The following is a 25,213-nucleotide window of genomic DNA, read 5'->3' as shown; positions in this document are numbered from 1 at the left end:
GCAAATAATTCTAAGTTAACATATGTCAATAAAGGTTTTTATCCCTACTTTAGGGAGGCATACATTAAAACAAACAATTTGCTCTTTAAATAAGCAAACGTATAAAGATTTTGAAATAATACTCATAACAAAAAACGATTTAACAGTAAATGATATAAATGTAATCAAACAAAGTAATGGATATTTTGAAGAAGCAATAAATTTAGCATTAAAGAATATAAATGGAGATGAAGATCTTGTATTATTTACTGATGATGATGCTATAGTTTCAGAAAAATGGATAGAAGAACACTTAGATTTTCATGAGAAGAATCCTAATGTTGCTATAGCCTCCGGAAAGGTAATAGGAAAAAAATGGAAAAATTATCCTAATAGCTTGTTTATGCGATATAAAAATACTGAGTTTATGAAACCTTATAATATCGCATTTTCTGAATATACTGCGTTTTTAACTAAAACTGGATTATCAGTAGATAGAGAAAATATAGGAGAAAAAGATTTTGAAAAATCATTAGCTATAGCAGGAGTTAATATGAGTTTAAAACCTAAAATTTTTGAAAAAAAGCAAATTATCGAATTCACTTTAAGAGGAAGTTATAATGAGACAATATTAGCATTACAAGCAATAAAAGAAGGATATTCATCAGCAACCTTCAATAAAGCAATAGTATTTCATCAAGGAGAAGAATCATTATCTAGGACTACCAATACTAAAATAGAAAAATACCTAATTTTAGAAAAACATACTTTACCATTTGGAGTAAATTTTATTTTTCCGATAGATGAGAAATTACTTGAGAATTTTTTACAAATAGTAGATGATGAAATACCCAGGTTAGGCTTAGAATTAGCATTAAAGGGAATAAAAGAAAAAATGATTCCGCACAGTTTTAGGGAAATACTTAAAAAACAAAAAGAAATACTAGACAAACTTTGAAAATCCATTTTTAAGGAAATAATAAGTCTTTATCAGCTCTGCATGACTCCAAACTAATGGAGATACTGACGGATAATTTCCAGATGGAGTTATTTGTTCTGGAATTATTCCTGTTGGTAGAGAATTTTTTAAAACCCAATCAATATACTCTTTAGCTCTATTTATATTACCTTCTGCAATATTCTGCTGAGCTATCCATAATGTAGTTATAAACCAAGGATTAGGTTTGTCGCTCTCCTTTAAGTACCAATCATTTTCATATCTTATTATTCCACCATTAACTAACAATTTAGATTCTACAGTTTTTCTATTTTCAACGACTCTAGGATCCATAGGATCATAAACTAACATAGCACCTAATACAGTACTAGAATCTACAGTTTTATCGAAACCATTATCCGTTAAAGATCTAGCAAAATGATCCTCTTGATAAAACATATCTAAAGCATTCCTTATACCTTGAGCTACACTAAAGTATTTCTCTTTTACATTTTCTTCTCCAAAGAATTCTGCAAACTTTGATGCTGATATTAGTCCAGCATATACAGCAGCAGAAGTAAAGAAATGGGTTCCTCTTCTTTCTTCCCAAAGATCGTAAGAAGGTAATGGAAGACCTGTTTTCTCATCAATATAGGAGGATAAAAAATCTGCTGCAGCTTTAACTAAAGGCCTATAGTAATCTTTTATAAAATTAACATCTAAAAATCTAGAAAAATGAACCCATAATGCATATATTAGAAGTGCTGTTTCGTCCTCTTGAATTGGAATATAACCTGTAGTCCATGGATGCCAGGTGCTTCCCCAATAACCATCAACAGTATATTTTTGAAATAGAAACCCAGTATATAATAATTGCCTAGAATATTCAAAAAATTTTCTACTAAAATCTTCATATCCCAGCAGGGTTAAGGCTATAGAGGAAAATGCTGCATCTCTATGCCAAACATAATTATATGTATCCTTATTAAATCTCATTATATCAGTGTCTAATGATGCAGGTAATGCTCCATTATCTTGCCAATTAGCTGTTATTACTAGAAGAGATCTTCTTACGGGCTCTTCATAACTTTTTGCTTTTGATAACCAAGCTTTCCAATAGTTGTCTGTTCTTTCTAATAAAGCTTGAGGAGTTTTATTTTGCACATACTCATTTTTTCTTCTTAAATCGCCATAACTGGTACCAGCAATTAGCCAACAATAAAATGTTGTTCCAGTATTTAGCTTAAAACTTATTGCTGAATCTACAGCACCTTGAGCTATAGGATTATCAGATAAAATCCCATCTTCGCAATCTTTCCATGTGCCTTGATATCCCATAACTTCCTTATATCCAGTAGCGTATTGATAAGATGGTATATCACAAGTGAATAGAAACCACCTATCTCTCTTATAATGAATTATTGCATCAGTAGCAGGATCATATAATGCGGTATCACCATATTCTGTGCCATAAATATGATAATCCCATGCAAAGAAAATTGTAAATTCTTTGTTTCCATTAACTTTTACTCGTCTAGATAGTATTTCGTACGCCATATCAACTGAATCTTTTATTTCAACATTTACTCCGGAAACACTAAAATTAACTTTAGCACTTAAAGAATCTTCTTCAAAGGATATCTTAGGATTTAAATCGTGAATCCAATAAAATTTTCCATCGACCCAAATACCAATCCTTCCTACATGCAAGTGATTATCTGTGCTTAAAGGATAATATAATTCTCTCAAATAATAATCTTTATCAGCTAATATAGTTAGCTTGTTATTACCCAGAATTATGTACCTTGTCATTTATGATATCTAATCTATAAAGGAATATATTAATACTACCTTATAATTCTTTATTCATATAATAATTCATATCATTTTTACATAGCATCTAAATTGATGTAATTTAAGAAGCGTAAAATTTTTAAGTTTAATAAAATACATATATTTTAGTTTTTTCTGATAAAAAGAAATTTAAAAAGTGAGAAAAGTTTTTATAGAATATAGTTAATTTAATAGTCATGGAATATACTGACGAAATTACGTTAAGAATAAATAAATCAGAACTAATTAGCATTCTTGCTGAGCCATATCTTTTAGCTGGTATTACCGGACATTTAGCACTTCTAAAAGTATATGATCAAGAGACAAATACTTTCGTACCTCCTTTACAAGCTAAAAAACCTCTTAATGAATACCTAGCTTCACTAGTTTTCCAGGATGAAAAAGGTAATGTGAAATCTTTCATTGGTAAATGGAAAGGGCCAGACATATTTCCTAATAGTATAACGTATGAAGGAAACTCAAATGATGAAAAAGTCACCCTAAAAATAATGTTTAATCTTTCCACTTTGCCAAATGGTATAAGAGTTGGTGTACATTCTGAATTTAATATCAAATTAGGATTATTTGACAAGCTTTTTAAGTCATCTTATGGGGATTTTGCATCTCATATAGTAAAATGCCATATAATTCCTTACCTAGAGAGCATTAAAACTACAAAGCAAGATATTAAACTAGTTAAATTGGACTCAAAGGAAGTAGATATTGATGAGGCTATCAAAGTATTAAGAGACGTACCAAAAATAACAGGAATCTTATCGATAAAAGGTAATGATTTTACATTTAAGAGTTATATAAATAATGGACAATTAACTGATATGTTACTTATAGAAGGAGAGAAATCTTATGCTAATTCTGAAGCTTTAGGTAAGCTAATAACTAAGAAAGGAAGTATAAAAATGGAAATATACGAATTACCTATAACAGATTTATTAAAAGCTCATTTAGATGCTTGAATTTGCTTGCCTCCATTATTTTGCATCTGTTTTTGCTTTTCCTGAATTTCTTTCATTGTTTTCATAGTTATTCTTAATATTTGGTCTCTCACTGGCTCCTCGTATATAGTTTTACACAACGTGTCAATTCCTAAAATATATGTATTAAAAGTAGTTTCAAGTACTTTAAAAGAAGGTTCTCCTATAACATAATCTAATTTTTTAATTTTTTCCTTCAATGCATTTATAACTATTTCTGGTTCTAAGTCTTTAGAAATTTCATATTTTGTCCTAACTTGCCTCTTTTCTTCTTGATTATGTACAAATATAGCAGCTTGAATCATTATACTATTAGGAATTTTAACGGGGACTTTGTCATCAGTATAAATTGTAGTATATAATAAAGAAATATCAATAACTTCTCCTGTATACCCTGGAATTAAAAAATCGTTCGAGAAAAATTTTGGAGGATAAGTTGGAGCTTCTAATCCATATTGCCACGTAGACACGGTTATTCTATCTCCAAGCTTATAAGGTCTAGAGAACACTAACATTATCCCTCCAAAGATATTAGCTAATACGTCTTGTGATGCTAAACCTAAAACTAAGCCAGCAAATCCACCTGCAGCTAGAGCTGCACCTATACTAACCCTTACCAAAGCAAAGAATCCTACAAAAGCTATTACATATCCAAGTAACCTAGCGATAAAAGATATATTTCCAGCATTGGCTTCACCTATTATATGGGAAAATCTTAATTTTATAATATTAGAAATCAAATATGTAACTACTATAGCTGCTACGAACCATATTGCAGCGTAAAAATACGCCGTAAAATTAGCTGGTATTATTTTAAAGCTAGCCAATAAGAAGACTCCTATTCCTACTAAAATAGCTGTAATTATTGTTGATAGTATTATAGCTATAATTTGTCTTATAGACAGTTTGGCCATAAAGATGATTAATGCATCTAGATATTTAAACGTTAAATAAAAATAGTACCAAACAATCAAAATTAATCTATTGTTTTTTTATTATTTATAAAAACGAATATTATTTTATTTAGTCTTATTCTATCTTTTGAATAACCATATAATAAGAAAACCTTTAATTTCATTTTTAAATAATGAAAGCCCATGAAAGCTTATGATGTTTTAAGCTATCTAATTGAACATGCAGATAATGGCTCAGTAGCAGCTTTAACTACGGAAGACAATGTTCCAATTTTAATAATTAAAAATAATGAGTATTCTTTTACTTCTTACATCTGTTTGCATAGCGGAGAAGTCAAGAGTATATTTAAAGAATTTGATCGGACAACCTTTCATAGAGCTATTCTTGATTTTATAGATGAAGTATCCGCATATTTAGGCACTAGTATAACCGAATTGAAGTTATCTGATGCAGCATTATTTACTGATTGTATTCCAAAGAAAGAGGAAAAACCAAAAAGAAAAATAGAAAAGAAAAAAGAGGAAGAAAATATTACAGATAAAATACAAAAACTGAGAATTATTGAGAAACCTTTTCATGTTATACCGCTTTTAACTGATCAAGGTAAGTTAATAGCATATGTACCAGAGATATCCACAATAAGTAGCTTTGACTTTATTACAAAAAGCGTTAGTATTATAGATGATAAAATATCGCCTGCTAATGTGGATTTCAAGCAGTTATATTTGACATTATTTAGTAATAAATTAGATCCTCATCAAGGTAATCCTTTTACAACAATAAATGATATTACATTCTTTACTGCATCATTTATAGATTTAGGCGATAAAGGAAAAGGTGATTTTAATGGAAAAAACGTTAATAAGAGGTTAGGAAGATTTTTTATTGGAACATATAAAGGAGGATTAAAAACTACTGATATAGAATTCCTAGATTTTGATAGTCTTAATAAGGGAAGACTTTATGTCGGATTATTTATAAGAAAAAATGAAAAAATACTTAAACTAAGTGGCATGAGTATAGTAGATTTGCACGAATCTGGAAAATTAACTTTAAATTCTTACTTATTTGCATCTTTTGCTCAAACTGCAAAAAATTGTGTGATAAATTTTGCTGATTATGATAAACTATTCTCTAATTTTCTTAACTTAGGATTAGCAAAATCAGATGGACGTAGTATATTAAAAGATGCAATAGAAATACACTCCATGATGATAGATTTACCTTTTTCCGAACAAATTTCAAACAATCAAATAAAGATAGTTGATCCTATTTCATACTGGTACTATTCTAGTAATAATGAAGACATAAGAGAGTGTATAGATTGTCCTTTAAAAGATAAAGTAAGTCTAAGGAAGGATATACTTGCTTCACTAAAAAGAAAAGGATGGCTCAATGCATTTATTATATAATAATACCGTATTAACTTAAAACCTATAAAACCTCTTTTTTAGTAGTGATGAATTTGCCGAGTTTTGAATTTGATGAAATATATTCAGTGTCTGATTTAATATCCAGTAAATGGTTCTACTACTAATCTGCCTGGTTTTACGTTTGCATTCATTGCAATTTTAGTAATATCTTTGGTAAATTCCGGTGCTCCACTTACATAAAACATTGCATCTTTATTCTCTGTAAATATTTTTTCTGAAAACGTCGAAATATTTAGAATATCTCGCAAATCTTCTTTGAACGGAATTATATTATCTTCATCTGGTTGATAATATATTTTCACATTCTTCCCATTTTTAGCTAAATATAAAGCCATTGATCTGACTGGTGTTATCCCTATTCCTTTAGCAATAAAAACGTGCAATGGGGCTTCTTTAATAACAAACTCATCTTGAAATGGACCTTCTATATTTACTTCGTCACCTTCTTTCATAACTAGCAATTTCTGCTTAAAAGGAGAATTTCGAATTTTTGTAGCTATCATTATAAAATTCTCCCAGATAGTACTTGCTATCGAAAATGTTCTTCGATCTTTGTCAATTACAACATCAACTGTATTTCCTGGATTAAATTGCAATTTCTGATCAAATTTCAATATCATTATATCTCTTTTTATTTCCTTGCTTATGATTTTCGCCATAGTACTATTATTGTAAGCCTACTAAAATGATTTTCGAAAAAATAGATAGTATTACAAATTTTTATTTTATAATATAAGTTATAGTTAAAATTTAGAAATTACAAGGTTCTAATCCAAGAAGTTTTCTAGAACTAGAACATAAAATGCAGAATGTTATAGGATCTATTTTTTCACCAGAATATATCCTATTTGCTAATGCATCTATCATGTCACTTATATTATCATCTTTCTCTAATACTTCTATGTTTTTACTATTTACATGCTTTTCATAAGATGTTATTGATAATCCTACACTTTTACTAGCTTTTCTTAAAGGCATCCCCTTTTCAACTAGTTTCTTAATTATAGCAGATCTTATAAACGGGACTACTTTAACGTATGCGATCTCGCATTGTGTTTCCCATTTCATAGAGAAAGTTTTTTTTCCAAAAATAAATATTAAATTTACATAAGCATATTCATGACATAATTAACAGGGTTAATTATTTAACAGTGATTAACAGTGCATACTTAATTTTATATAAAAATTTGTGTACATTTGATCATAAAGATGAATAAATATAAGTAAGTATGTTATTTTAACTATTTAAAATTACATAGTTTTTTTAAGTTTAAAAAACAGCATATATAGATTAGAGGAAAAATGATAGAAAGAATAAAATTCCCAGACGGTAGAGAAGTAGACATCCATGAAGTATTAGCATTTCTATATGGCTTGTCTAAGAGTGACATAGAAGTATTACACGTAATAATGGGAAAGCAAGGAAAAGTAACAACTGATGAATTGGCGGAGTCATTAAAAGTAACTAAAGCCTCAATCAGTAAATCTATTAATAACTTGATCTATAAAGGTTTAATATTTAGAGATAAATTAGAAGAAGATAAGAAAAAAGGAAGGCCTAGCTACGTTTATTGGATAGATAATGACGCTTTATACAAAAAGATTTCAGATGACTTACAAAAACTAGTAAACAATGTTAAAGATGGATTAAAAACTCATATAGCAGTACCAGTAGAAGCATGATTTTTGTAAAGTATATAATTTCAGATTTTTCGAAATAATATAAGTACAAAAATTTTTTAAGACTAGTTTTCCATTTTATTAAATATGATAGATTTATCTTCAATAACATCAACAGACATTATATCTATTATAGTATCATTTGTTTTAGGGTTATTAATAGGTTTATTAATTCGAAAAGTGATACAAGTAGGGTTAATAATTCTTGCAATTATAATAATATTGATAGCTATTGGTGCAATATCCCCATCAACAGTAGAACATGCATTAATTACTCTGGGCCAAGAAGCATCAAAGGCCCAAGGAGAAGCTTCAACATATATTAAGCTATTACCATACAATACAATAACATTTATAATTGGATTTGTAATTGGCTTAGTAAAAGGTTAAAAAAGAAATTATTCAACTTTACTATAAAGGTCTGCTAGTTGTTTTTTGATCTCTTCTATTTCATTTTTTAACTTCTGATTTTCTTTTATAACATTTTCATATTCCTTTTTGCATTCGTCTTCTGTATAATATCTGTTAATTTTTAGATTGCTAAAAACTATCTTCTTTTCTTGACTGTTATAATATGCTTCTACTGTTATTCTTATAACTGATAATTTATCTAATTTAAGTTTATTTACTATTTCATCGTATAATTGTTTATTAAGTTCTGAAATATCTCTTATTATTATATCTTTTGGTACAATCTTGCTTAGTGACACTAAAGCTACACGCCTTAGTTTATCGGCATATCTTGCAGCTATTATGAGACCAGTAGAAATTTCGAATTTATTTTCGCCTAAGATAACTGTCCTAGGTGTCATTTGTTCATATTCTTCTGCTCTTTCTATATCTCTTTGATTCTCTGCCATAAGATAATCTTATGTAAAATTACTTTTAAATTTTATTCAGATGCTGGTTTAGGAAAATCTAAAGCTATCTCAGAACTAATTATATCATATAATTTGTTAATACTCCATAATGTTATAGGTAATTTAGACTTTTTTAGATGTAATAAATCTGACAAGGAATCACAATATTTAAGATTTAGTTCATTGCATGTTTTTTCCACATCTTTATCGCTTATTGGTATGATTTTCTTATCTTTACAAGATTTAAATTGTATTAAACTTCTTAAAGCTCTTACAGAATTTACTAGAGAACCTACTTCGTCTTGTCTAAAGTACGCATCATATGATAATTTGAGATAAGATTTTGCAGATTTTTCTAATCTTTCACAAGTATAATCAGTAAAGATAAAGTCTACTTTAGGTAATTCTCCGCATACTATTTTAGAATCATATAAAATATAGTAGCATATAGGATCTCCCTTTAAGCATAAATCCTTAAATGATTCTTCAGATATTACCAAAGGAGATAATCCATAACTACCCAATTCCAAAATTAGTGATTTATCTGATGATATTGCAAACACATTGATATCTGATAAATCTTCTACATAATCTTCCCTAGTGTAAGATCCAAAATATCCTAGAGCTTTAGCTTTGCTACATAAATCAAGTAAATTATACATAATTATTTATGTTTGAATGTAATATGTAAAATTTATGAATCTGGAAAATCTTCCATATAGTCTTAGAATATTATCTATAAACATTTCAAAAAATATTGATGGAGAACGTATAACAGAGGACGATTTAAATACTATATTAGATTGGAAGGTAGGAAAAGATATAGCATTTATGCCTACTAGAGTCGTGATGCAAGATTATACAGGAGTTCCATTACTAGTAGATTTAGCAGCTATGAGAAGTGAAATAAAAAAGAGAGGAAAAGATCCTCTAATTATTAATCCTAAGATACAATCAGATCTAATAATCGACCATTCAATTCAAGTAGATTATTATGGAACTTCATATTCCTTATCACTAAATATGAAGAAAGAATTTGAAAGAAATTATGAGAGATACACATTCTTAAAATGGGCTCAGAAATCTTTTAAAAATTTAAGAATTATTCCGCCAGGCAAAGGAATTATTCATCAAATAAATTTAGAATACTTATCTAAAGTTATTCATAATGATCAGCCAGAGATAGTAATAGGAACTGATTCTCACACAACAATGATAAATGGACTGAGCGTATTAGGTTGGGGAGTAGGAGGATTAGAAGCTGAAGCAGTAATGTTAGGTGAACCATATTATGCAGTAGTTCCCGAAGTTATAGGAGTTAGATTAGAAGGTGATATAAAAGAAGGAGTAACACCAACCGATATAGTATTATATTTAACTGAATTATTAAGGAAAAAAGGAGTTGTTGGAAAATATGTAGAATTTTTTGGTCCTTCAGTTTCTAAATTAACAGTGCCAGATAGGGCTACTATCTCTAATATGGCTCCAGAGTATGGTGCTACAGTAGGATATTTCCCTATAGATGAACAAACTATAAAGTACTTAAATGCTACAGGCAGAGATGGAGATTATGTAGCTAAAAAAGCTAAGGAATTACAAATATACTATAAAGAAGAGCCTAAATATTCTGATATTGTATATGTGAATCTAAATGATATTGAACCATCAATTGCAGGACCTAAAAATCCTGATGAAAGAGTAAAATTTGGAACAATAAAAATAGAAAATAAAAAGAAAGGAAGCATCATAGAAGATGGATCAGTCGTAATAGCAGCAATAACAAGTTGTACTAACACTTCTAATCCTACTGTGATGATAGGAGCTGGTCTACTAGCTAAAAAAGCAGTAGAATTAGGATTAAGAACTAAACCATATGTAAAAACTAGTTTAGCTCCTGGATCTCCAGTAGTTGTTAAGTATCTTAAAGAATCTGGATTGCTTCCATATTTGGAAGCTTTAGGGTTTGACGTAGTTGGATTTGGATGTACAACATGTATAGGAAATGCAGGTCCATTAATAAAAGAAGTAGAGAATGACATTAGAAATAATAATATTGAAACTTATGCAGTAATTAGTGGAAACAGAAATTTTGAAGGAAGAATAAACCCATTACTTAAAGGAACTTACTTAGCTTCACCGATCTTAGTTGTAGCATATGCAATATATGGAAAAATAGATATGAATTATGGTAATCCAATAGGGTATGACCCTAATGGAAATCAAGTATTCTTAAAAGATATATGGCCAACATTAAAGGAAATTTCTGAATATATGAGCTTAGCAATGAATCCAGAATTTTACATTAATCAATATTCCAGTATATTCCAAGGAGATGAAAATTGGGAAAAATTAGATGTAACATCTTCAAGTACTTATAATTGGCCAAAATCTACATATATTGTTGAACCTCCATGGTTTAAAGAAAAACAAAAACTTGAGATTAAAAAGGCAAGAATATTACTCCTTTTAGGAGATAAAGTAACCACAGATCATATTTCCCCAGCAGGACCTATAGATCCATCTAGCGATGCAGGAAAATATCTTATTTCATTAGGTGTTAATGACCTAAACACTTTTGGTGCAAGGAGAGGCAATCATGAAGTTATGCTAAGAGGAGGATTTAGTAATCCTAAACTTAAGAATTACTTAGTAAACAAACTAGGTGGATATACTGTACATTTTCCAGATATGAAAGAAGGAACAATATATGAAATAGCAATGAAATATAAAGAAGAAGGTATACCATTAGTAATTATCGCAGGAAAGCAATATGGATCAGGCAGTTCTAGAGATTGGGCTGCTAAAGTTACGTCACTTCTTGGAGTCAAAGCTGTTTTAGCTGAATCTTTTGAAAGAATACATAGAAGTAACTTAGTTGCTATGGGAATAGCACCTATAGAAATTCCAAACTGGAAAGAACTAGGAATACACGGAGATGAAGAAATTACAATCAATTTTGATAATTTACAACCAAAAGCTAAGGTTAAAATTATAATTGAAAGAAATAATGAAAAGAAAGAAATTGAAGGAATACTTAGAGCTGATACTAAGGTAGAAATAAAATACCTAACTAATGGAGGAATATTTAACCATGTAATAGATAAATTTAAATAAAAACGAGAAAAAAATTAACTTTCTTTACTTGCTGGTATTATTTTTACTGTATTTTCTTTTTCATCAAAAACTACTTTAACTAAGTCTCCTTCTTTTATTTGGAACTTTTGTCTAATCCTTGCAGGTATAGTTACTTGATAGTTTCTACTAACTTTAACAATATCTTCCGTTGCCATTTTTCCCACAATTCCATATAATGCAGAATATATATTAAATCTTTTGCAGTATCATATTATTTAAATGATTTATTTACGTAATAATAAGATACAGTATAAAGAGTAATTCCAATGTTAGAAAAAAATGTTTTATTTTCTATATAAATTTATTTCATAGTTATACGTTGGTATTATGGAGTTTGATATTTATTAATGACTATAATTTTTGCTATGCAAGAATATTATTTATGACATAATAAAAACTATTAAAAACTTTTTAGTCTATTGATATATCTCTTAAAAAGAGAATATGAACACTTTTAATATGATATTCGAGTATTTTTTATATTCTCGTGAAATACTTAGTATATTAAATGACAAAAATTTAAACATTATAGATTGTCTAGTTATAAATCTTACAGATTTAAGTATATCTAAATAAAAGATACTTATTTTACAAATCTAAAAATAGCATATGAAACTCTTCGGATATAACATTGATTCAGTCCTGACTCCAGAAGTTAAATATGTCATAAGTACTAAATATTTTGTAGATACACTTGCAGAAACCTATCCTGCAATAATTTCATTAAATTCAGAAGGAAAAGTATTAAGGGAATTAATATTCATAAAACAATCACATTTGAAAGGTAGAACAATTCAAGAAGGTTATAAATATAGTATTGAAAGTAAAGGTGATGGAAAGTTAAACTCATTATCTAAGTGTGACAAGATAATTTTGGGTATTAAAGCAAAGAAAATGGCAAAACTCAAAGCCATTACTGTACAATTAAGATTTTTTGGTTTCAAAAAAGGAAATTTAGAAAAGATTTTAATAATTCATGACGTGCCTATAATAGCTAAAGACAAGAAAGATTTACTACTTCAAGTTCAAGAATTTCTAAAAGAATGGAATTCAAAGATAGAAGATATACCTGGAATTGTAATCAGAGATAAAGAGGAAACTAGTATTAATTCAAAGATAATCGATATAGATTATCTTACCCTTCCCCTCTGAGTTTTCTAGTTACTTCACTAGAAACTTCTTTTGATAATTTTTTAGTTTGTTCTACTGAGCCAATTCTTTTTGTTGTTTCTAAATCTGTAGATAATCTTCTAGTAGTTTCTATTAACTCTATTTTTCTTGTTTGCTGAGCTAAGTCTTCCATTTTCTTTAAAGTTCTTGTTGCTTCAACTAGATTACCTGCAGTAACATCTTGTGAATATTTCTGTAATGTAGAATAATATTCATACTCCAATATAATATCCTTATTAGTGCTAGATATAAATAAGTTATTATCAGTAGTTGGTTTTAATGATATTATAGCCATTAAATTATCTTGTCTATTTCTTACTGGATCTTCATAATTCACCTTAACTGTCATAAAATTTCCAGAGAAATTAGGAGGTATTATAGTTTCACCTAATATCTTTACTACCCCTTCCAAAGCATTTATTTTAACAGGTAAGGAGGAATAGTTCAATAATGAAATTTTAGATTCGCTGATGATATCTACGGTAATATTCTTACCAGCTATGGTAGTTTTGGCAGCTTTAGGAAGTTTCTCAGGAATTTCTGATGCATCTTCTATATGGTAGAAGTTAGTCCCGGATTTATCACTAAGTAATTTCAATAAACCTTCGTTATAGTCATCTCCAATACCAAAAGGAATAATCTGAACATTATTAGGCAAACCAATTTTCTCATAGCTCTTAAAATCTGTAACATCAGTAGGATTTCCATCAGTTAATAAAATTATATAGCTAGGTAATTCATATTTGCTTGCAATCTTTATTGCATTTAATAAGGCAGTAAATAATGAAGTTTGACCTTCAGCAGTTAAATTTGAAATTCTTTCACTTAAGTCTGCTGGATCATTAAATTCTGTTACTACGTTTACTTGAGAAGAGAATGTTATGAATGTTACTTTATTACCTGAAGGGATTTTTTTGAATAAATCTATTGCACCACTTTTAGCTTTTTCAATCTTAATGCCTTCCATTGACCCACTAGTATCTAAAAGTATTATATAATGAAAACCAGTAGCTATAGAAGTTTTCTCTGGAACTAATACTATCCTAAATACCATCCTTACGTCTGTATTAAAGGAATACTTATGACTGGCATCGACTTTAAGAGATATGGTCATTTATAACACCTATAGTAATACTTTGCATATATTATCCTTATTAAGTATTAAGGCTCCGGCTCCGTATCCATGATACCTACTAGAAAAAACAGTTATGACACGATTATCCATTTCAAATCTAAATGCATCTACAGCTTCATGTCCTCTTATTATCCCTTTTAAATTATTATTCTCCAAAAACTTTAACGTAACGTCTTTCCCATAGAAATATGTACCTTCTCCTCTTACATTGGGTATAAATCCATCTAGCTCTTCTCTTGGATCATTCCATAACATTTCAAAGGCTATTTCGTTATCTGGAATAATATCAGGTTTAGGAAGGGAATTTATTTGCTTTATATCAACTAAATTTCTAGCTATACCACCATGTACACAGAAATATCCATTTATCGTAATTGCATAAGGCATAACTGAAAACATTCTTACAAAAGGTTCATAATTTTCTTCATCTCCAAGTTTTTGTTTTATTTCTGCCTTAAATCCATAATACTCATTTGTAATAGGACTTTCATGGTTTCCTCTAATCATGTAAACTTTATCAGGATTTTCTAACATTTTACGTAATATTAATAAAATATTCTCAAGACTTTGAGATCCTCTGTCTACATAATCCCCTAAAAAGATAATTTTATCTACTTTACTATAATATTCATCAAACACTTTTTCTGTAACATCTATCGCACCATGAGTGTCCCCAACAAAAATAACTGAGTCTGTTTCTGGTAGTTCTAATAATAATGGTAATGATGAAAAATAATCGTATGCCTTATTTACTAACTCTATAGCCTCATTTATCTGTTCTTCGTTCCACGACATTATTCAGTCACTAATCGTATTATTGTATTATTTCCTAATTTTATTAGACTACCAGCTTGAATTTCAATTTTCCCTTTAACTGGGTTAAATATTTTTCCATCATAAATATATGTTCCATTAGTACTATTCAAATCTTCAATATACAGTTTCCCTCCTTCTAACGATATTATCGCATGTCTTCTAGAAACTTCTGGATCTGGTATTACTATAACATTCTCTGGACTTCTTCCAATAGAAATATTTTCAAATATATCAAAATCCAAAGGAACTTTACTCTTATTTAATGCAGTAGCTGGAGTTGCAATAAATAAAATATAATATTTACTAGCTGTTTCCTGCTGGGCAGGGGGCTGATTAGTTTGCTCAACGGTTTGTTGAGTTGATTGAGCTTCTTGTTGATCTACTGGCTGGACTTGTTCCTCTACTGCTGCACCTTGAGAAGACTGCCCTTGACTTTCTGCTACTATACCTTGTCCTTCTTGAGGTTGACCTGTAGATTGATCTGATATAGCATTTGCATTATTTGAAGCAGTAGCTATAGGTTCTCCAGGATTGGCTTCTGGCATAGTTTGTGCGTTTTCTTCAGATGCAACTGTTGGTTGTGTTTCTACACTTGATTGAGGTTGTTGATTCATTTCTGGTTTTTTGGCACCACAATTTATGCAAAAATTAGCATCATCTGAATTTTCATAACCACAATATGGGCATTTCCATGTCATAAATATATTATACAAAAGAAAACATTAATAAGCGTTCTTACTAATTCTTAAACCAGTTGAAATATGACTATATCACTAAAAATTAAAACGTCTCATAATTATATAAGTAATAAAGATAATACTGAAGTAGGACTTTCTATATATGTAGTTCCAGAAAACGCTTCTACAGCGTCTAATATAAGATATATAATAGCTATAGATAACAGCCCATCAATGAAAGGGGATAAGTTCAATACTGCAATATCTTCTGCTGTTTCGCTCTTATCTAAGATTCCGCCTTCTCAGCAAGTTATCGTGATATTATTTTCAAATCATCCTGAGATCATTTATCAAGGTTATGGAGGAAAAAATGAGGAATTAGAAAATAAATTGCAAAATTTAGAATTTGGTGGAACTACAAGATTTCATGAAACTATAAGAAAAATAATAGAAATTACTAGCGACGGAATACCAACTAAGGCAATATTGCTGACTGATGGAAAGCCAAAAGATAAGGGAAATGTTAAGGATTACGAAGCTCTACAGATACCACCTAATTTAAGTTTCATTTCTATTGGTATAGGTAGAGATTATAATGAGATTATTTTGAAAAGCCTAGCTGATAAAACAGCAGGATTCTTCTATCATATTGAAGATCCATCTCAACTTCCTTTAATTTTAGAAGAACAAAAGAGTTCAGATGTATTTGCAACTAATTTTGCTCTACAAGTTCCTAATAACTTTTCCCCATTAAATTATGATTTACCAATAAATATACCAGTAGTAGATAGGTTACTAGCTATCTATGGTACCATCATAATTCCTCCAGGTAATGATAACTATCAAATTACATTTGTAGCGAGATACCAAGACCCAGTAGATAATCAAATAAAAACGCTAACATATAATTTAACGTTCTATAGGACTGAAAATAAAGAATTAATTACTTCTAATATTAATAGAGACGTTTTAGCAGAGATAAGATACTATAGACTTCTAAAGGAATATGGAGAATTAGTACAAAGAGGTAAGGATACTACAAGAGTAACTAGAGAATTAATGCAAGTAGCAGAGGAGACTAGGAAGGCTAGCCTTATTGAAGCTACACAAAAACTTACAGGTGATCCAAAGACAGATTTATCAGAAGTTACTAAGAAAATGAGATCATCATGATACTTGCTAATATACTAGCAAACTTTCTTAAGGAAAGGAATATTAAAGAAGTTTATGTTAGAAAATTAAAGAAAAAGCCGTTTTTACAAAGATTGGCCGTTAATATTTTATTAAACGATTTAAAACTTATTGAAAAGGAAAATTACGGAAAAGAAATTTCTGATGAACTTAATATTAAATTGTATTCTGGAAAAGGAAATTACAGAACAAAGTATGAAATTTCTAACCTAGGAGAAGAAATAACTTTAGATTATCCTAAATATCCAGTCTTTATAATAGACCTTAGTTTATGGAATAGACATTTAGACGAGGATAAAAATAAACTTTTAATTCAATTAGGATGCTCTTTAAATACCATAAGAAATTATTTATGGGATTATAATTTAGTTATAAACAATTTTCCGGAAAAAGGTTCCTTGTTTAATTTTAAGAATAAAATAAGATATAATGTTGAACCTTCTTCAGAGAATACAATAGTATTAAATCCATATGGCGAAATAGAAGCTAATGAAGATCTGATAAGAAAAACTAAGTATTTTATCATAGGAGGAATCGTGGACAGATCAGGATGGAAAAATGCTACTACTGAACTAAGTAGAATTGCTAAGTATGATTCCTTCCCTCAGGTAAAGATAACTTTGAGAGGAAGTGTAATTGGCGTGCCTGATAGAATAAATAAAATTATAGAAATTATATTAAAGGTAATTTCTGGTAAGAAATTAGAAGATGCTATATTAGAAACTCAAAGTAATGCAGATAAGTTTTCTCGATTAATTATGGAGGCAAATAGAGGAAATCTAAATGAGGCAATAGATTTTCTTAAGCCAAACGATAAAGTACTAAATAGGTTAAAAAAATCTACTCATCAATAAGTTATATACATTTTAAAACAGTAGTGTTAATCAAACTCTTCTTGAATTTTCTTTCTACCCTCTAAGAATTTCTTAGGGAAAGGGAAAGATTTTACGTCTTCCATTTTTATTCCTTTGCTTCTTAATTTATTTATAGCGTCTTTTAAATCATCTTCATGTACTGCAAATTTTACGCCATCTCTTATTGTCTTTAAAGTATTATCGCTCGAATTAAATTTCTCCGCTGAAATTGCTTTCCAATTATTCCCGTCTTTATATATAATCAAAATATCCTGCAAGTATCCAGGTACTACATGCATTACTCCAGCAATGTAATAATTCTCGTATTTATACACTAGATTGCTCATGGGTAAAAACTATTAAAACAAGTATTTGGATTTATCTCTATGATTGATCACGTCATTAAAGCTATAGCTCAATTAATTCAAGATAAAGAACGAGTATATGTAGGACTAAACTCTATTCCTGCATTAATAGGATCTTTTATGGCAAGAGATTTTTATAAAAAGGATATCAAAATACTTGGCGTAGCTGAAGCATATAATCCTGATAAAATTGAGATATCTCCTTCTACTGGAAGTCCATTCTTTATAGAGGGAAGTAGCATATTACCTACAACAGAGGCTTTTGATTTAGCTCAAAAAGGAAAATTAGATGTAATGTTTCTTGGTCCAGTTCAAATTGATGAAGAAACTAACGTTAACCTATCAGTTATAGGAGACTATAATTCACCTAAAGTTAGATTACCTGGCGGAGCAGCAACAGCGTATATTCTTCCTTTAGTCAAGAAAGGAATATTATGGAATCTTAGGCATTCAAAGAGTTCATTAGTTAAGAAAGTTGATTTCATTACTGGCACATCAAAGTTCTCAAATAATAAAATATTCGTCGTAACTAATCTAGGTGTATTAAATTATTGCAGAGAAGAGAAAAAGTGGTATGTTAATTACGTTTATCCATGGAGTAACTTCGAAATTATAAGAGATAATACAGCATTTAGTGTATATCCAAAAATATCTGGAATAATAGATATTAATGAGGAAGAAAAGAAATTTATCCAAAGTGTAGATCCATATAATCTTAGGCTTGCCCTAGAATACTAAGTATTTTTTCATAATCAGCATCATATAGAGGGTACATGCTAGTAGGTTCAGCTCCCCTTGGAATTTTTACTATAGCTGTTACATGCTCGGAATATATATTAGGTCTCTTCTTAGTAAAATATCTGGAATCTACTATTTCCTCTGTAGTAAGTATTACTTGGTTAGAAGCTCTAGCTTTAAGTTCATCTTCATATACTGGACCAATAATTTCTGCATTTCCTTCTTTATCTGCCTTATTTACGTGAATTATTGCTACGTCTGGTTTTATTGCCTTAACTAAGATTATATGCTCGCCAGAAAATGGATCAAGAGAAACTTTCCACGTGTTAGCTTTTTCATGAAGTTTTACCAAATCAGAACCTATTATCCCTCTTACTGGCATAAACGGTACACCAAAAGCTCCTGCTCTTATTCCTGCAATAAATGCTCCACAAGTGTCTTCTAAAATTTCTACTTCTCCATTTTCTATCTTTTCTCTAAATGATGGTAGCATTCCAAACCACTCTAACGTAGCCATAGCTACTCTCACTTTTTTAAGAACATTATTTTTAAGCAATAATTCTAAACCTAAGCCAGGTTCTCTATCTACGAAATTCAGATTTCGTATATTTTCATTGATTAGCTCTTGAATAAATTTTATTGGATTTCTATGTATTGACATTCCACTTATTGTTATAGTATCTCCTTCTTTAATTAACGATAAAGCGTCTTTAATATCAACTACTTTATTTTCCATTTTTATCACCTAACATAGATTTTAATTCTTCTATTGCTTCTTTCTCTTCTAATGTAGAGATATCTCCAATTTCATTACCGTTTACAAGAGCTCTTAATGCTCTTCTCATTATTTTCCCTGTTCTAGTTTTTGGTAATTTATTAACATAATATATTTTATCAATTATAGCAATTTTTCCAAATTTATTTAATATTGTATTTCGTATTTCCTTTTCTAAATCTTCTGACCATATATATCCTTGTTTTAAAGATACAAATACAGCTAATACATTTCCTCTTAGTTCGTCTGATTTACCTACTATTGCAACATCAGCTATTGCAGGAATTTGCAATACTACATTCTCTATTTCTGCAGGACTTATTCTATGTCCTGCAACTTTAATTACATCATCTGATCTTCCTAAAATATATAAATATCCATCATTATCCATATAACCATAATCCCCAGTATAATATACTCCACATTTTTCATAATATTTCTTATATCTTTCATCATCATTCCATAAGGATGACATAAAAGCTGGTGCAGAAGATTTTACTACAATATTACCATTTGAATAAGGTGGTAATTCTTTACAATTGTCATCATATATAGCTATATCTATACCTGGTAATCCATGACCGACTGATCCATTCTTATAATAAATTCCTCCAATATAGAAACCGCCTGGAGAAGCGATAAATCCACTATTTTCGGTTTGTCCCCATGTTTCTATAACGTAAACATTACCTAATAGTTCTTTTAGCCATTTCCATGTTTTTTCTCCTAATATTTCTCCAGCACTAACAATCATTCTAAGACTTGAGATATTTATATCCTTAAGCTCAGTTTTATATCTCATCAATAATCTTAATGCAGTAGGAGCTATCCAAACGTCTGTTACGTGATATTTTTCAATTAGTTTCCACCATATTAAATTATCTGGATAATCTGGAACTCCCTCATACCATAGTAAGGTAGAATTATTTAATAGTGGTCCATACGTACTATACGAATGTCCATTTATCCATCCTATATCTGGAGTAGAGAAAAATACACTTTTTTGATCAAAATTAAATAACCATTTAACGTGAAAATATGCCCAAACAGTATATGCACCAGAAGCATGAACTACACCTTTCGGCTTTCCTGTTGTCCCGGATGTATATAAGATAAATAATGGATCTTCAGAATTGGTTTTTTCTGCTTCCGAATACTTAGCGTCTAAAAGGTCATAGAAATTATAACCTAAAGCTTCACCTGCTCTAGGAACTGTAATTATACTTATTTTTAGATTCTTTATTGCGTTTTTAACAGTATTAAGGTAGTTTATTTCTTTTCCTCTTCTATAGCCTATATCTGATGTTATAATAACTTTTGAGTTAGATGAAACTATTCTTTCTCTTAATGCTTGTTCTCCAAATCCTGCAAATACTACATTATGTATGCCTCCAATTCTCGCTACAGAAAGCATTGAAATCATTGCCTCTGGTATCATAGGCATATAGATTGTTGCTACATCTCTCTTTTTGAAACCTAATTGTTTTAATGCGTTAGAAAAAGAAGCTACTTTTTCATAAAGTTGAGTATAAGTTAATTCTTTATGCTCTCCGTTTTCATTTTCCCAAAATAAAGCTATTTTATCACTTCTTTTTAGATCTAATGTATTATATGTGATATTTATTTTACCGCCTTTAAACCAAGTTACATATGGAAAATTTGAGCTATCATAGATTTTCTCGTAATATTTGAACCAGAAGAGTTCTTTAGCTACTTTATCCCAAAATTATTCTCTATTACTGATAGAATTATTATAAATATTCTTTAATTTTTCTAAAATCTCATTCATTTTCCTAAATATAACTAGAAGCATTAAAATAAGTTTTCCTTGATCTACCTATGAGTATAATAACATAACCTAAAGTTTTCTGGCATCTATTATCCAGTATTCGTTTTCCCATGAGATTTTATCTATTTTAAATTTTATAATATATTTTAATATATCCTTTGCCGTAAGTCCTCCAGAAAAGTTATCTCTAACCATCACTTTTAATTTGCCATGTTTTTTCATTACTCTATACAATTCACGCATTAAATCATAGTCTAGAATTTCAAAAACTAAAACAGAAGAAATACTATTTTCTCTAAATGGAAAGGGATAAAAGAATATTATGTTATTTTCTTTTAGTATACCAGAAGAAATTTCACTATTACCTATACATAGATCATATTTACAAGGTATATACTTAGAGTCCTCTTTTCTTACAATTTTCTCTCCATTTATTATAAAATCAGATATATATTGTAAAAAATTTATTTCACCATATAATAAATTTTTAGATATCAAAAAATCTACTTTTTGAAAGTTTGAAATTCTTCCATAAGCTAAACTTATCTCTTCTTTTTTACCATCTATAATAATAAGCTTTTGTGCTTCATGCAATGATGTCTCGTTATCATTCATGTCTTTTAGTTCTGCAATCTTCATGAATAAAGAGTAATGTATACTTCCATAAATATTTTCCTTTATACGTATTTTAGAATCATTAATAACTTAAAAATAGATGTTAATTTATTTATATATATCTTCTATAGCTTTAGAAGCATCTACTATAGACAATATGCCTATTACCTGACCTTTTTCATCTTTAACTGGAAGATGCCTTATCTTGTTTTTTATCATGAGGCTAACTGCTTCAGAGATATCAGTTTCTGAGGACACTGAAATCAAATTGCCCATAGTAGATGCTATTCTAACTTCGTCTGAAGGAGAATAGCCTGACGCTATAGCTTTTACCGCATCTCTATCTGTGAAAATTCCCTTTGGCTCTCCGTTTTCTGTAACTAAGACTGATCCTATTCCTTTTTCTAGCATTAACTTACAAACTTCTTGTAAACTAGTATTAGCCTCAACTTGAAACACTGGAACTATCATATAATCTTTTACTTTCTTCATAGCAAGAGAATTATCTTAAACTAGGTAAATAAAACTTTTTATTATCTACTTTTACATTAGACTCAATCTTAGAAAATATATAATTGAAAACTAAATATATTAAAAATAGATTATTGCTCCCAATAAGTTTTTAATTCAATTTTTTTAGGCTCCCCATTCTTTAGCAAATCTTCAATAACTTGTCTATAATAATCTTCTGATTGTACGCCCCTAATTAACCATTTATCATTAACTACTATTGCAGGAACTCCCCTAATTCCCATAGCATGAGCTTCCTCTTCATCTTCTATAACTGCAAGTTTAGCTTTTTTTGACTTAAAATCTTTTTTAAATCTTTCAATATCTAAACCAACTTCTTCTGCTATTCCTATTAGTACATCATCAGACGTTATATCTTCGCCTTCAAGGAAGAACTTTTCTTGAGCTTTGCTATAATATAACCAGTGTCCTTCATCGCCTTTCTGGAATTCTGCAGCTTTGCATGCCATTTGAGGTGGAAGAGACCAAACATAACCTATTTTGCCCTTACTAATCACTTTATCAGGATCATAATCTGGTATATATTTTTTTAAAATAGAAAATTCATTTTTAAAAACTTCTCTAGCATCCTCTACTGTAGGAGCAATTTCTTTAAGGTCGTCTAATGAAGATATCATCATAAATGACTTATGTCTAACTATAACTTGATCTTTATAGTCCTTTGCTACGTTAAGTAGTCTTCTAGTGGCTACAAAGCAAAATGGACATAATACATCATGAAAGAATTTGATTTCTAACATTTTAAGAAAGTTATTCTTCAGAATTTTTAACATTACCTTTTATAGTTTGGCTCTAGTTTTTGCATCTTTTATTTTAGCGAAATCTTCATTTATAGCATTTAACTCAGATTTTAGCTCTTGGATAGAGTTTAATTTATTAATAAGCTCCTCTAAGTTATTCCAATAATATTTTATTACTACATCGAGATAATATTTATGCATAGTGAGTATACCTAAAGTCACAAGGAGTTCGCTGTTTATACCATTCTTTTCTAAAATATCCTTTTTATTCTCTTCTAAAGAATTTAACTGATCTAGTAAATCAAAAAAATATGTTCTTGCATCCATTAACTCTCTTTCTCCGGATTTCATAAGTTCTTCTGACATTTTTAATCAATTTAATTAAATTATACACATTTTTAAGTTTTCCTTTTCAATTCTACTTTATATTTCCTGCATTTATATACTTTAACTGAATATTTTAAACAGACATTAACTATCTTTTATTAAATGATATACACAAAGATTTTTTTCCTTATCGTTATATAGAATTATTAGTGAATAATATGGAAACCCAAATTGTAGATCCTTGTGTACAAGAGTGTTTTGAGCCTAATTCATCATGGAAATATGTATCAGTAGCTGAATGCTTAAACAGATGTAAGTCATTAAATATAACTAAACCGGTGTGAAAATGTTAGTAAAAGATGTTATGACACCTGATGTAATTACAATAGATAAAAGTGCTAGCCTATATCAAGCATTAAATGTAATGATATTAAATAATATCAGAAGACTAGTAATAGGCAATGAAGGGATAATAACAATAAGAGATATTGTATACAATTGGAAAGATATTAATTCACCAGTAGAAAAAGTAATGAGTACAGACTTAAAATTTATTGATAAAAATGCTAGTTTGCTAGAAGCATGTAGAATAATGACTGCATCTGGAATAGGATCTTTAATTATAGGCAACGGAGAAAAAATAGAAGGAATAATAACGGAAAGAGACCTGGTCAGATATTGTAAAGTAGAATCTAATTCTTATGTAGGCGATGTAATGAATGTAGATCCTTTAATGACTACAGAAGATACAGCATTAAATGAAATAGTAGATTTTATGAAACAAAAAAATATTAGACATGCAATAGTTATACGAAATAGTCTGCCATATGGAATAATTTCAGTAAGAGATATAGGTAAGGCTATCTTAGCTAAAAGAGATTTAAATAAAACTAAGGTAGGAGGATTCATGACATACAATGTATATAAGGTTACCCCAGACTCCACATTAGAAACTGCAAGATATTTAATGGCAGAGAAGAACATTGGTTACTTACCCGTAGTAGATTCAAGATCTACCTTAGGTAGCATAAGCGAAAGAGAATTATTAGCTGTACTTTCAATTTAATTTTTTATTTTTTACCTTATTAGCATATCATAATTAGTAGAAAAGTTTATAAATGGAAAAATATATCATTATGGAATAAGTGACCAAAAATGGCAGAATACAGAAAAGTCTTTGAAGGGGTTGCATATACAATAATAGAAGATGATGAAGCATCAATAGTTTTTTTGGAAGGAAAGCCTATAGCAGCTTCATGTATTGAGCATGGAAATCATGTGATGTTCGATATAAACTGCCCCCATGTAGAAAAACTATTAAAGAAGGTTTTTTCTTAAACCTCAGCTATAACAGCTATTTCTATTAGTACGTCTTTAGGTAATTTAGAAACTTCTACTGTTACTCTTGCTGGAGGTTTTTCATGAAAATATGTAGAGTAAATTTCGTTAAATTTAGTAAAATCGTTCATATTCCTTAAGAATACAAATGCCATAACTATATTATCAATTTTGGAATTTGCTTGCTCTAAAATAGATTTAATATTTTCCATAACTTGTTTTGTTTGAGTTTGTATATCATCACCCTTTATGTTATTTGATGCATCCAGAGGAATTTGACCAGATATAAAAATAAGATTTCCAACTTTTATAGCTTGAGAATAAGGCCCTATTGGAGCTGGAGCTTTATTAGAGAAAATTACTTCTTTCATACTTTTAACAGTACACA

Annotated in this window: 30 protein-coding genes and 1 pseudogene; 12 read left to right on the top strand and 19 right to left on the bottom strand. The window is 29.3% G+C overall.

Features of this window, described 5'->3' with window-relative positions; genetic code table 11:
- Positions 1-22 precede the first annotated feature (22 nt).
- Positions 23-937, top strand: coding sequence for a glycosyltransferase family A protein (locus B6F84_RS08540; protein ID WP_148691848.1), 915 nt, complete (start codon positions 23-25; stop codon positions 935-937).
- On the opposite strand, the gene B6F84_RS08535 is transcribed toward B6F84_RS08540, so the two are convergent.
- Positions 923-2,728, bottom strand: coding sequence for a glycoside hydrolase family 15 protein (locus B6F84_RS08535; protein WP_148691847.1), 1,806 nt, complete (start codon positions 2,726-2,728; stop codon positions 923-925). The genes B6F84_RS08540 and B6F84_RS08535 overlap by 15 nt on opposite strands.
- A gap of 218 nt (positions 2,729-2,946) precedes the next feature.
- Between B6F84_RS08535 and B6F84_RS08530 the strand changes: the two genes are divergently transcribed.
- On the top strand, positions 2,947-3,723 hold the full coding sequence (locus B6F84_RS08530) for a hypothetical protein (protein ID WP_148691846.1): 777 nt from the start codon (positions 2,947-2,949) through the stop codon (positions 3,721-3,723).
- Here B6F84_RS08530 and B6F84_RS08525 read toward each other — a convergent pair.
- The gene (locus tag B6F84_RS08525; protein ID WP_148691845.1) at positions 3,708-4,655 is read right to left on the bottom strand and encodes a mechanosensitive ion channel family protein; all 948 of its coding nucleotides are present in this window, start codon (positions 4,653-4,655) and stop codon (positions 3,708-3,710) included. The genes B6F84_RS08530 and B6F84_RS08525 overlap by 16 nt on opposite strands.
- Positions 4,656-4,838: 183 nt before the next feature.
- Here B6F84_RS08525 and B6F84_RS13860 point away from each other — a divergent pair, with 183 nt between their 5' ends.
- The gene (locus B6F84_RS13860) at positions 4,839-6,068 is read left to right on the top strand and encodes a hypothetical protein (RefSeq protein WP_187152661.1); all 1,230 of its coding nucleotides are present in this window, start codon (positions 4,839-4,841) and stop codon (positions 6,066-6,068) included.
- A gap of 95 nt (positions 6,069-6,163) precedes the next feature.
- Here B6F84_RS13860 and B6F84_RS08515 read toward each other — a convergent pair whose 3' ends face one another.
- Together B6F84_RS08515 and B6F84_RS08510 are read right to left on the bottom strand one after the other, a co-directional pair.
- A complete protein-coding gene (locus B6F84_RS08515; RefSeq protein WP_148691843.1) occupies positions 6,164-6,748 on the bottom strand; it encodes an FAD-dependent oxidoreductase in 585 nt (194 codons plus the stop codon).
- A 91-nt stretch (positions 6,749-6,839) separates the two neighbouring features.
- Positions 6,840-7,157, bottom strand: coding sequence for a transcriptional regulator (locus B6F84_RS08510; protein ID WP_148691842.1), 318 nt, complete (start codon positions 7,155-7,157; stop codon positions 6,840-6,842).
- Positions 7,158-7,391: 234 nt separating this feature from the next.
- Here B6F84_RS08510 and lrs14 point away from each other — a divergent pair, with 234 nt between their 5' ends.
- Entirely contained in the window at positions 7,392-7,772 is a 381-nt protein-coding gene (lrs14, locus tag B6F84_RS08505) for an Lrs14 family HTH-type transcriptional regulator (protein ID WP_148691841.1), read from the top strand.
- A gap of 84 nt (positions 7,773-7,856) precedes the next feature.
- Positions 7,857-8,159, top strand: coding sequence for a hypothetical protein (locus tag B6F84_RS08500; RefSeq protein ID WP_187152660.1), 303 nt, complete (start codon positions 7,857-7,859; stop codon positions 8,157-8,159).
- Between the two features lie 8 nt (positions 8,160-8,167).
- Here B6F84_RS08500 and B6F84_RS08495 read toward each other — a convergent pair whose 3' ends face one another.
- Positions 8,168-8,629, bottom strand: a complete 462-nt coding sequence (locus tag B6F84_RS08495; protein ID WP_148691840.1) for a DUF2258 domain-containing protein — start codon at positions 8,627-8,629, stop codon at positions 8,168-8,170.
- Positions 8,630-8,661: 32 nt separating this feature from the next.
- On the bottom strand, positions 8,662-9,291 hold the full coding sequence (locus tag B6F84_RS08490; protein WP_236748925.1) for a hypothetical protein: 630 nt from the start codon (positions 9,289-9,291) through the stop codon (positions 8,662-8,664).
- Positions 9,292-9,325: 34 nt separating this feature from the next.
- Here B6F84_RS08490 and B6F84_RS08485 point away from each other — a divergent pair, with 34 nt between their 5' ends.
- Positions 9,326-11,743, top strand: a complete 2,418-nt coding sequence (locus tag B6F84_RS08485; RefSeq protein ID WP_148691838.1) for an aconitate hydratase — start codon at positions 9,326-9,328, stop codon at positions 11,741-11,743.
- A 14-nt stretch (positions 11,744-11,757) separates the two neighbouring features.
- Here the strand turns inward: B6F84_RS08485 and B6F84_RS08480 are convergent, their stop codons facing one another.
- Positions 11,758-11,919 (bottom strand): AbrB/MazE/SpoVT family DNA-binding domain-containing protein, encoded by a 162-nt coding sequence (locus B6F84_RS08480; protein ID WP_148692878.1) that lies wholly within the window; start codon positions 11,917-11,919, stop codon positions 11,758-11,760.
- Positions 11,920-12,373: 454 nt separating this feature from the next.
- On the opposite strand from B6F84_RS08480, the gene B6F84_RS08475 reads away from it, so the two are divergent.
- A complete protein-coding gene (locus B6F84_RS08475) occupies positions 12,374-12,916 on the top strand; it encodes a hypothetical protein (protein WP_148691837.1) in 543 nt (180 codons plus the stop codon).
- On the opposite strand, the gene B6F84_RS08470 is transcribed toward B6F84_RS08475, so the two are convergent.
- Genes B6F84_RS08470 through B6F84_RS08460 form a run of 3 tightly spaced genes read right to left on the bottom strand, consistent with a single transcriptional unit; the run spans position 12,900 to position 15,583 of the window.
- A complete protein-coding gene (locus B6F84_RS08470) occupies positions 12,900-14,048 on the bottom strand; it encodes a VWA domain-containing protein (RefSeq protein ID WP_148691836.1) in 1,149 nt (382 codons plus the stop codon). The genes B6F84_RS08475 and B6F84_RS08470 overlap by 17 nt on opposite strands.
- A 9-nt stretch (positions 14,049-14,057) precedes the next feature.
- Complete coding sequence (locus B6F84_RS08465) at positions 14,058-14,864, bottom strand: metallophosphoesterase (protein WP_148691835.1); 807 nt, start codon at positions 14,862-14,864, stop codon at positions 14,058-14,060.
- Complete coding sequence (locus B6F84_RS08460; protein ID WP_148691834.1) at positions 14,864-15,583, bottom strand: FHA domain-containing protein; 720 nt, start codon at positions 15,581-15,583, stop codon at positions 14,864-14,866. The genes B6F84_RS08465 and B6F84_RS08460 overlap by 1 nt, the downstream gene beginning before the upstream one ends.
- A 63-nt stretch (positions 15,584-15,646) precedes the next feature.
- On the opposite strand from B6F84_RS08460, the gene B6F84_RS08455 reads away from it, so the two are divergent.
- Positions 15,647-16,735 carry a VWA domain-containing protein gene (locus tag B6F84_RS08455; protein WP_148691833.1) on the top strand — a complete coding sequence of 363 codons (1,089 nt, stop codon included), beginning with the start codon at positions 15,647-15,649 and terminating at the stop codon, positions 16,733-16,735.
- The gene (gene trm10, locus B6F84_RS08450) at positions 16,732-17,607 is read left to right on the top strand and encodes a tRNA (adenine(9)-N1)-methyltransferase Trm10 (RefSeq protein ID WP_148691832.1); all 876 of its coding nucleotides are present in this window, start codon (positions 16,732-16,734) and stop codon (positions 17,605-17,607) included. Before B6F84_RS08455 ends, trm10 begins: the two co-directional genes overlap by 4 nt.
- 26 nt (positions 17,608-17,633) lie before the next feature.
- Here the strand turns inward: trm10 and B6F84_RS08445 are convergent, their stop codons facing one another.
- Entirely contained in the window at positions 17,634-17,954 is a 321-nt protein-coding gene (locus B6F84_RS08445; RefSeq protein ID WP_148691831.1) for a hypothetical protein, read from the bottom strand.
- Between the two features lie 39 nt (positions 17,955-17,993).
- Here B6F84_RS08445 and B6F84_RS08440 point away from each other — a divergent pair, with 39 nt between their 5' ends.
- Positions 17,994-18,710 carry a CoA-transferase gene (locus B6F84_RS08440; RefSeq protein WP_148691830.1) on the top strand — a complete coding sequence of 239 codons (717 nt, stop codon included), beginning with the start codon at positions 17,994-17,996 and terminating at the stop codon, positions 18,708-18,710.
- Here B6F84_RS08440 and B6F84_RS08435 read toward each other — a convergent pair.
- From B6F84_RS08435 to B6F84_RS08410, 7 genes and pseudogenes are all read right to left on the bottom strand, one after another.
- Positions 18,688-19,446, bottom strand: a complete 759-nt coding sequence (locus B6F84_RS08435; protein WP_148691829.1) for a CoA transferase subunit A — start codon at positions 19,444-19,446, stop codon at positions 18,688-18,690. The two genes, B6F84_RS08440 and B6F84_RS08435, sit on opposite strands and share 23 nt — an antisense overlap.
- Positions 19,436-21,064 (bottom strand): acetate--CoA ligase, encoded by a 1,629-nt coding sequence (locus B6F84_RS08430; protein WP_236749112.1) that lies wholly within the window; start codon positions 21,062-21,064, stop codon positions 19,436-19,438. Before B6F84_RS08430 ends, B6F84_RS08435 begins: the two co-directional genes overlap by 11 nt.
- Positions 21,065-21,103: 39 nt before the next feature.
- Positions 21,104-21,199 (bottom strand): annotated as a pseudogene (locus B6F84_RS14270) (acetyl-coenzyme A synthetase N-terminal domain-containing protein); the annotation flags it as partial.
- A 144-nt stretch (positions 21,200-21,343) separates the two neighbouring features.
- Positions 21,344-21,913 carry a class I SAM-dependent methyltransferase gene (locus B6F84_RS08425; protein WP_148691828.1) on the bottom strand — a complete coding sequence of 190 codons (570 nt, stop codon included), beginning with the start codon at positions 21,911-21,913 and terminating at the stop codon, positions 21,344-21,346.
- Between the two features lie 84 nt (positions 21,914-21,997).
- On the bottom strand, positions 21,998-22,381 hold the full coding sequence (locus tag B6F84_RS08420) for a CBS domain-containing protein (RefSeq protein ID WP_148691827.1): 384 nt from the start codon (positions 22,379-22,381) through the stop codon (positions 21,998-22,000).
- A 110-nt stretch (positions 22,382-22,491) separates the two neighbouring features.
- Positions 22,492-23,160: a DsbA family oxidoreductase gene (locus B6F84_RS08415; RefSeq protein WP_148691826.1), complete on the bottom strand. Its 669-nt coding sequence runs from the start codon at positions 23,158-23,160 to the stop codon at positions 22,492-22,494.
- Between the two features lie 39 nt (positions 23,161-23,199).
- Positions 23,200-23,526 carry a hypothetical protein gene (locus tag B6F84_RS08410; RefSeq protein ID WP_148691825.1) on the bottom strand — a complete coding sequence of 109 codons (327 nt, stop codon included), beginning with the start codon at positions 23,524-23,526 and terminating at the stop codon, positions 23,200-23,202.
- 307 nt (positions 23,527-23,833) lie between these two features.
- Between B6F84_RS08410 and B6F84_RS08405 the strand changes: the two genes are divergently transcribed.
- On the top strand, positions 23,834-24,553 hold the full coding sequence (locus B6F84_RS08405) for a CBS domain-containing protein (RefSeq protein WP_148691824.1): 720 nt from the start codon (positions 23,834-23,836) through the stop codon (positions 24,551-24,553).
- Between the two features lie 89 nt (positions 24,554-24,642).
- Positions 24,643-24,825, top strand: a complete 183-nt coding sequence (locus B6F84_RS08400) for a hypothetical protein (RefSeq protein WP_148691823.1) — start codon at positions 24,643-24,645, stop codon at positions 24,823-24,825.
- On the opposite strand, the gene B6F84_RS08395 is transcribed toward B6F84_RS08400, so the two are convergent.
- On the bottom strand, positions 24,822-25,196 hold the full coding sequence (locus B6F84_RS08395) for a RidA family protein (protein WP_148691822.1): 375 nt from the start codon (positions 25,194-25,196) through the stop codon (positions 24,822-24,824). The two genes, B6F84_RS08400 and B6F84_RS08395, sit on opposite strands and share 4 nt — an antisense overlap.
- Positions 25,197-25,213 lie beyond the last annotated feature (17 nt).

Origin of the sequence: Acidianus manzaensis (assembly GCF_002116695.1) — an archaeon.
In the GTDB taxonomy this organism is placed as follows: domain Archaea; phylum Thermoproteota; class Thermoprotei_A; order Sulfolobales; family Sulfolobaceae; genus Acidianus; species Acidianus manzaensis.
This window is presented reverse-complemented; position numbering and strand designations above follow the sequence as displayed.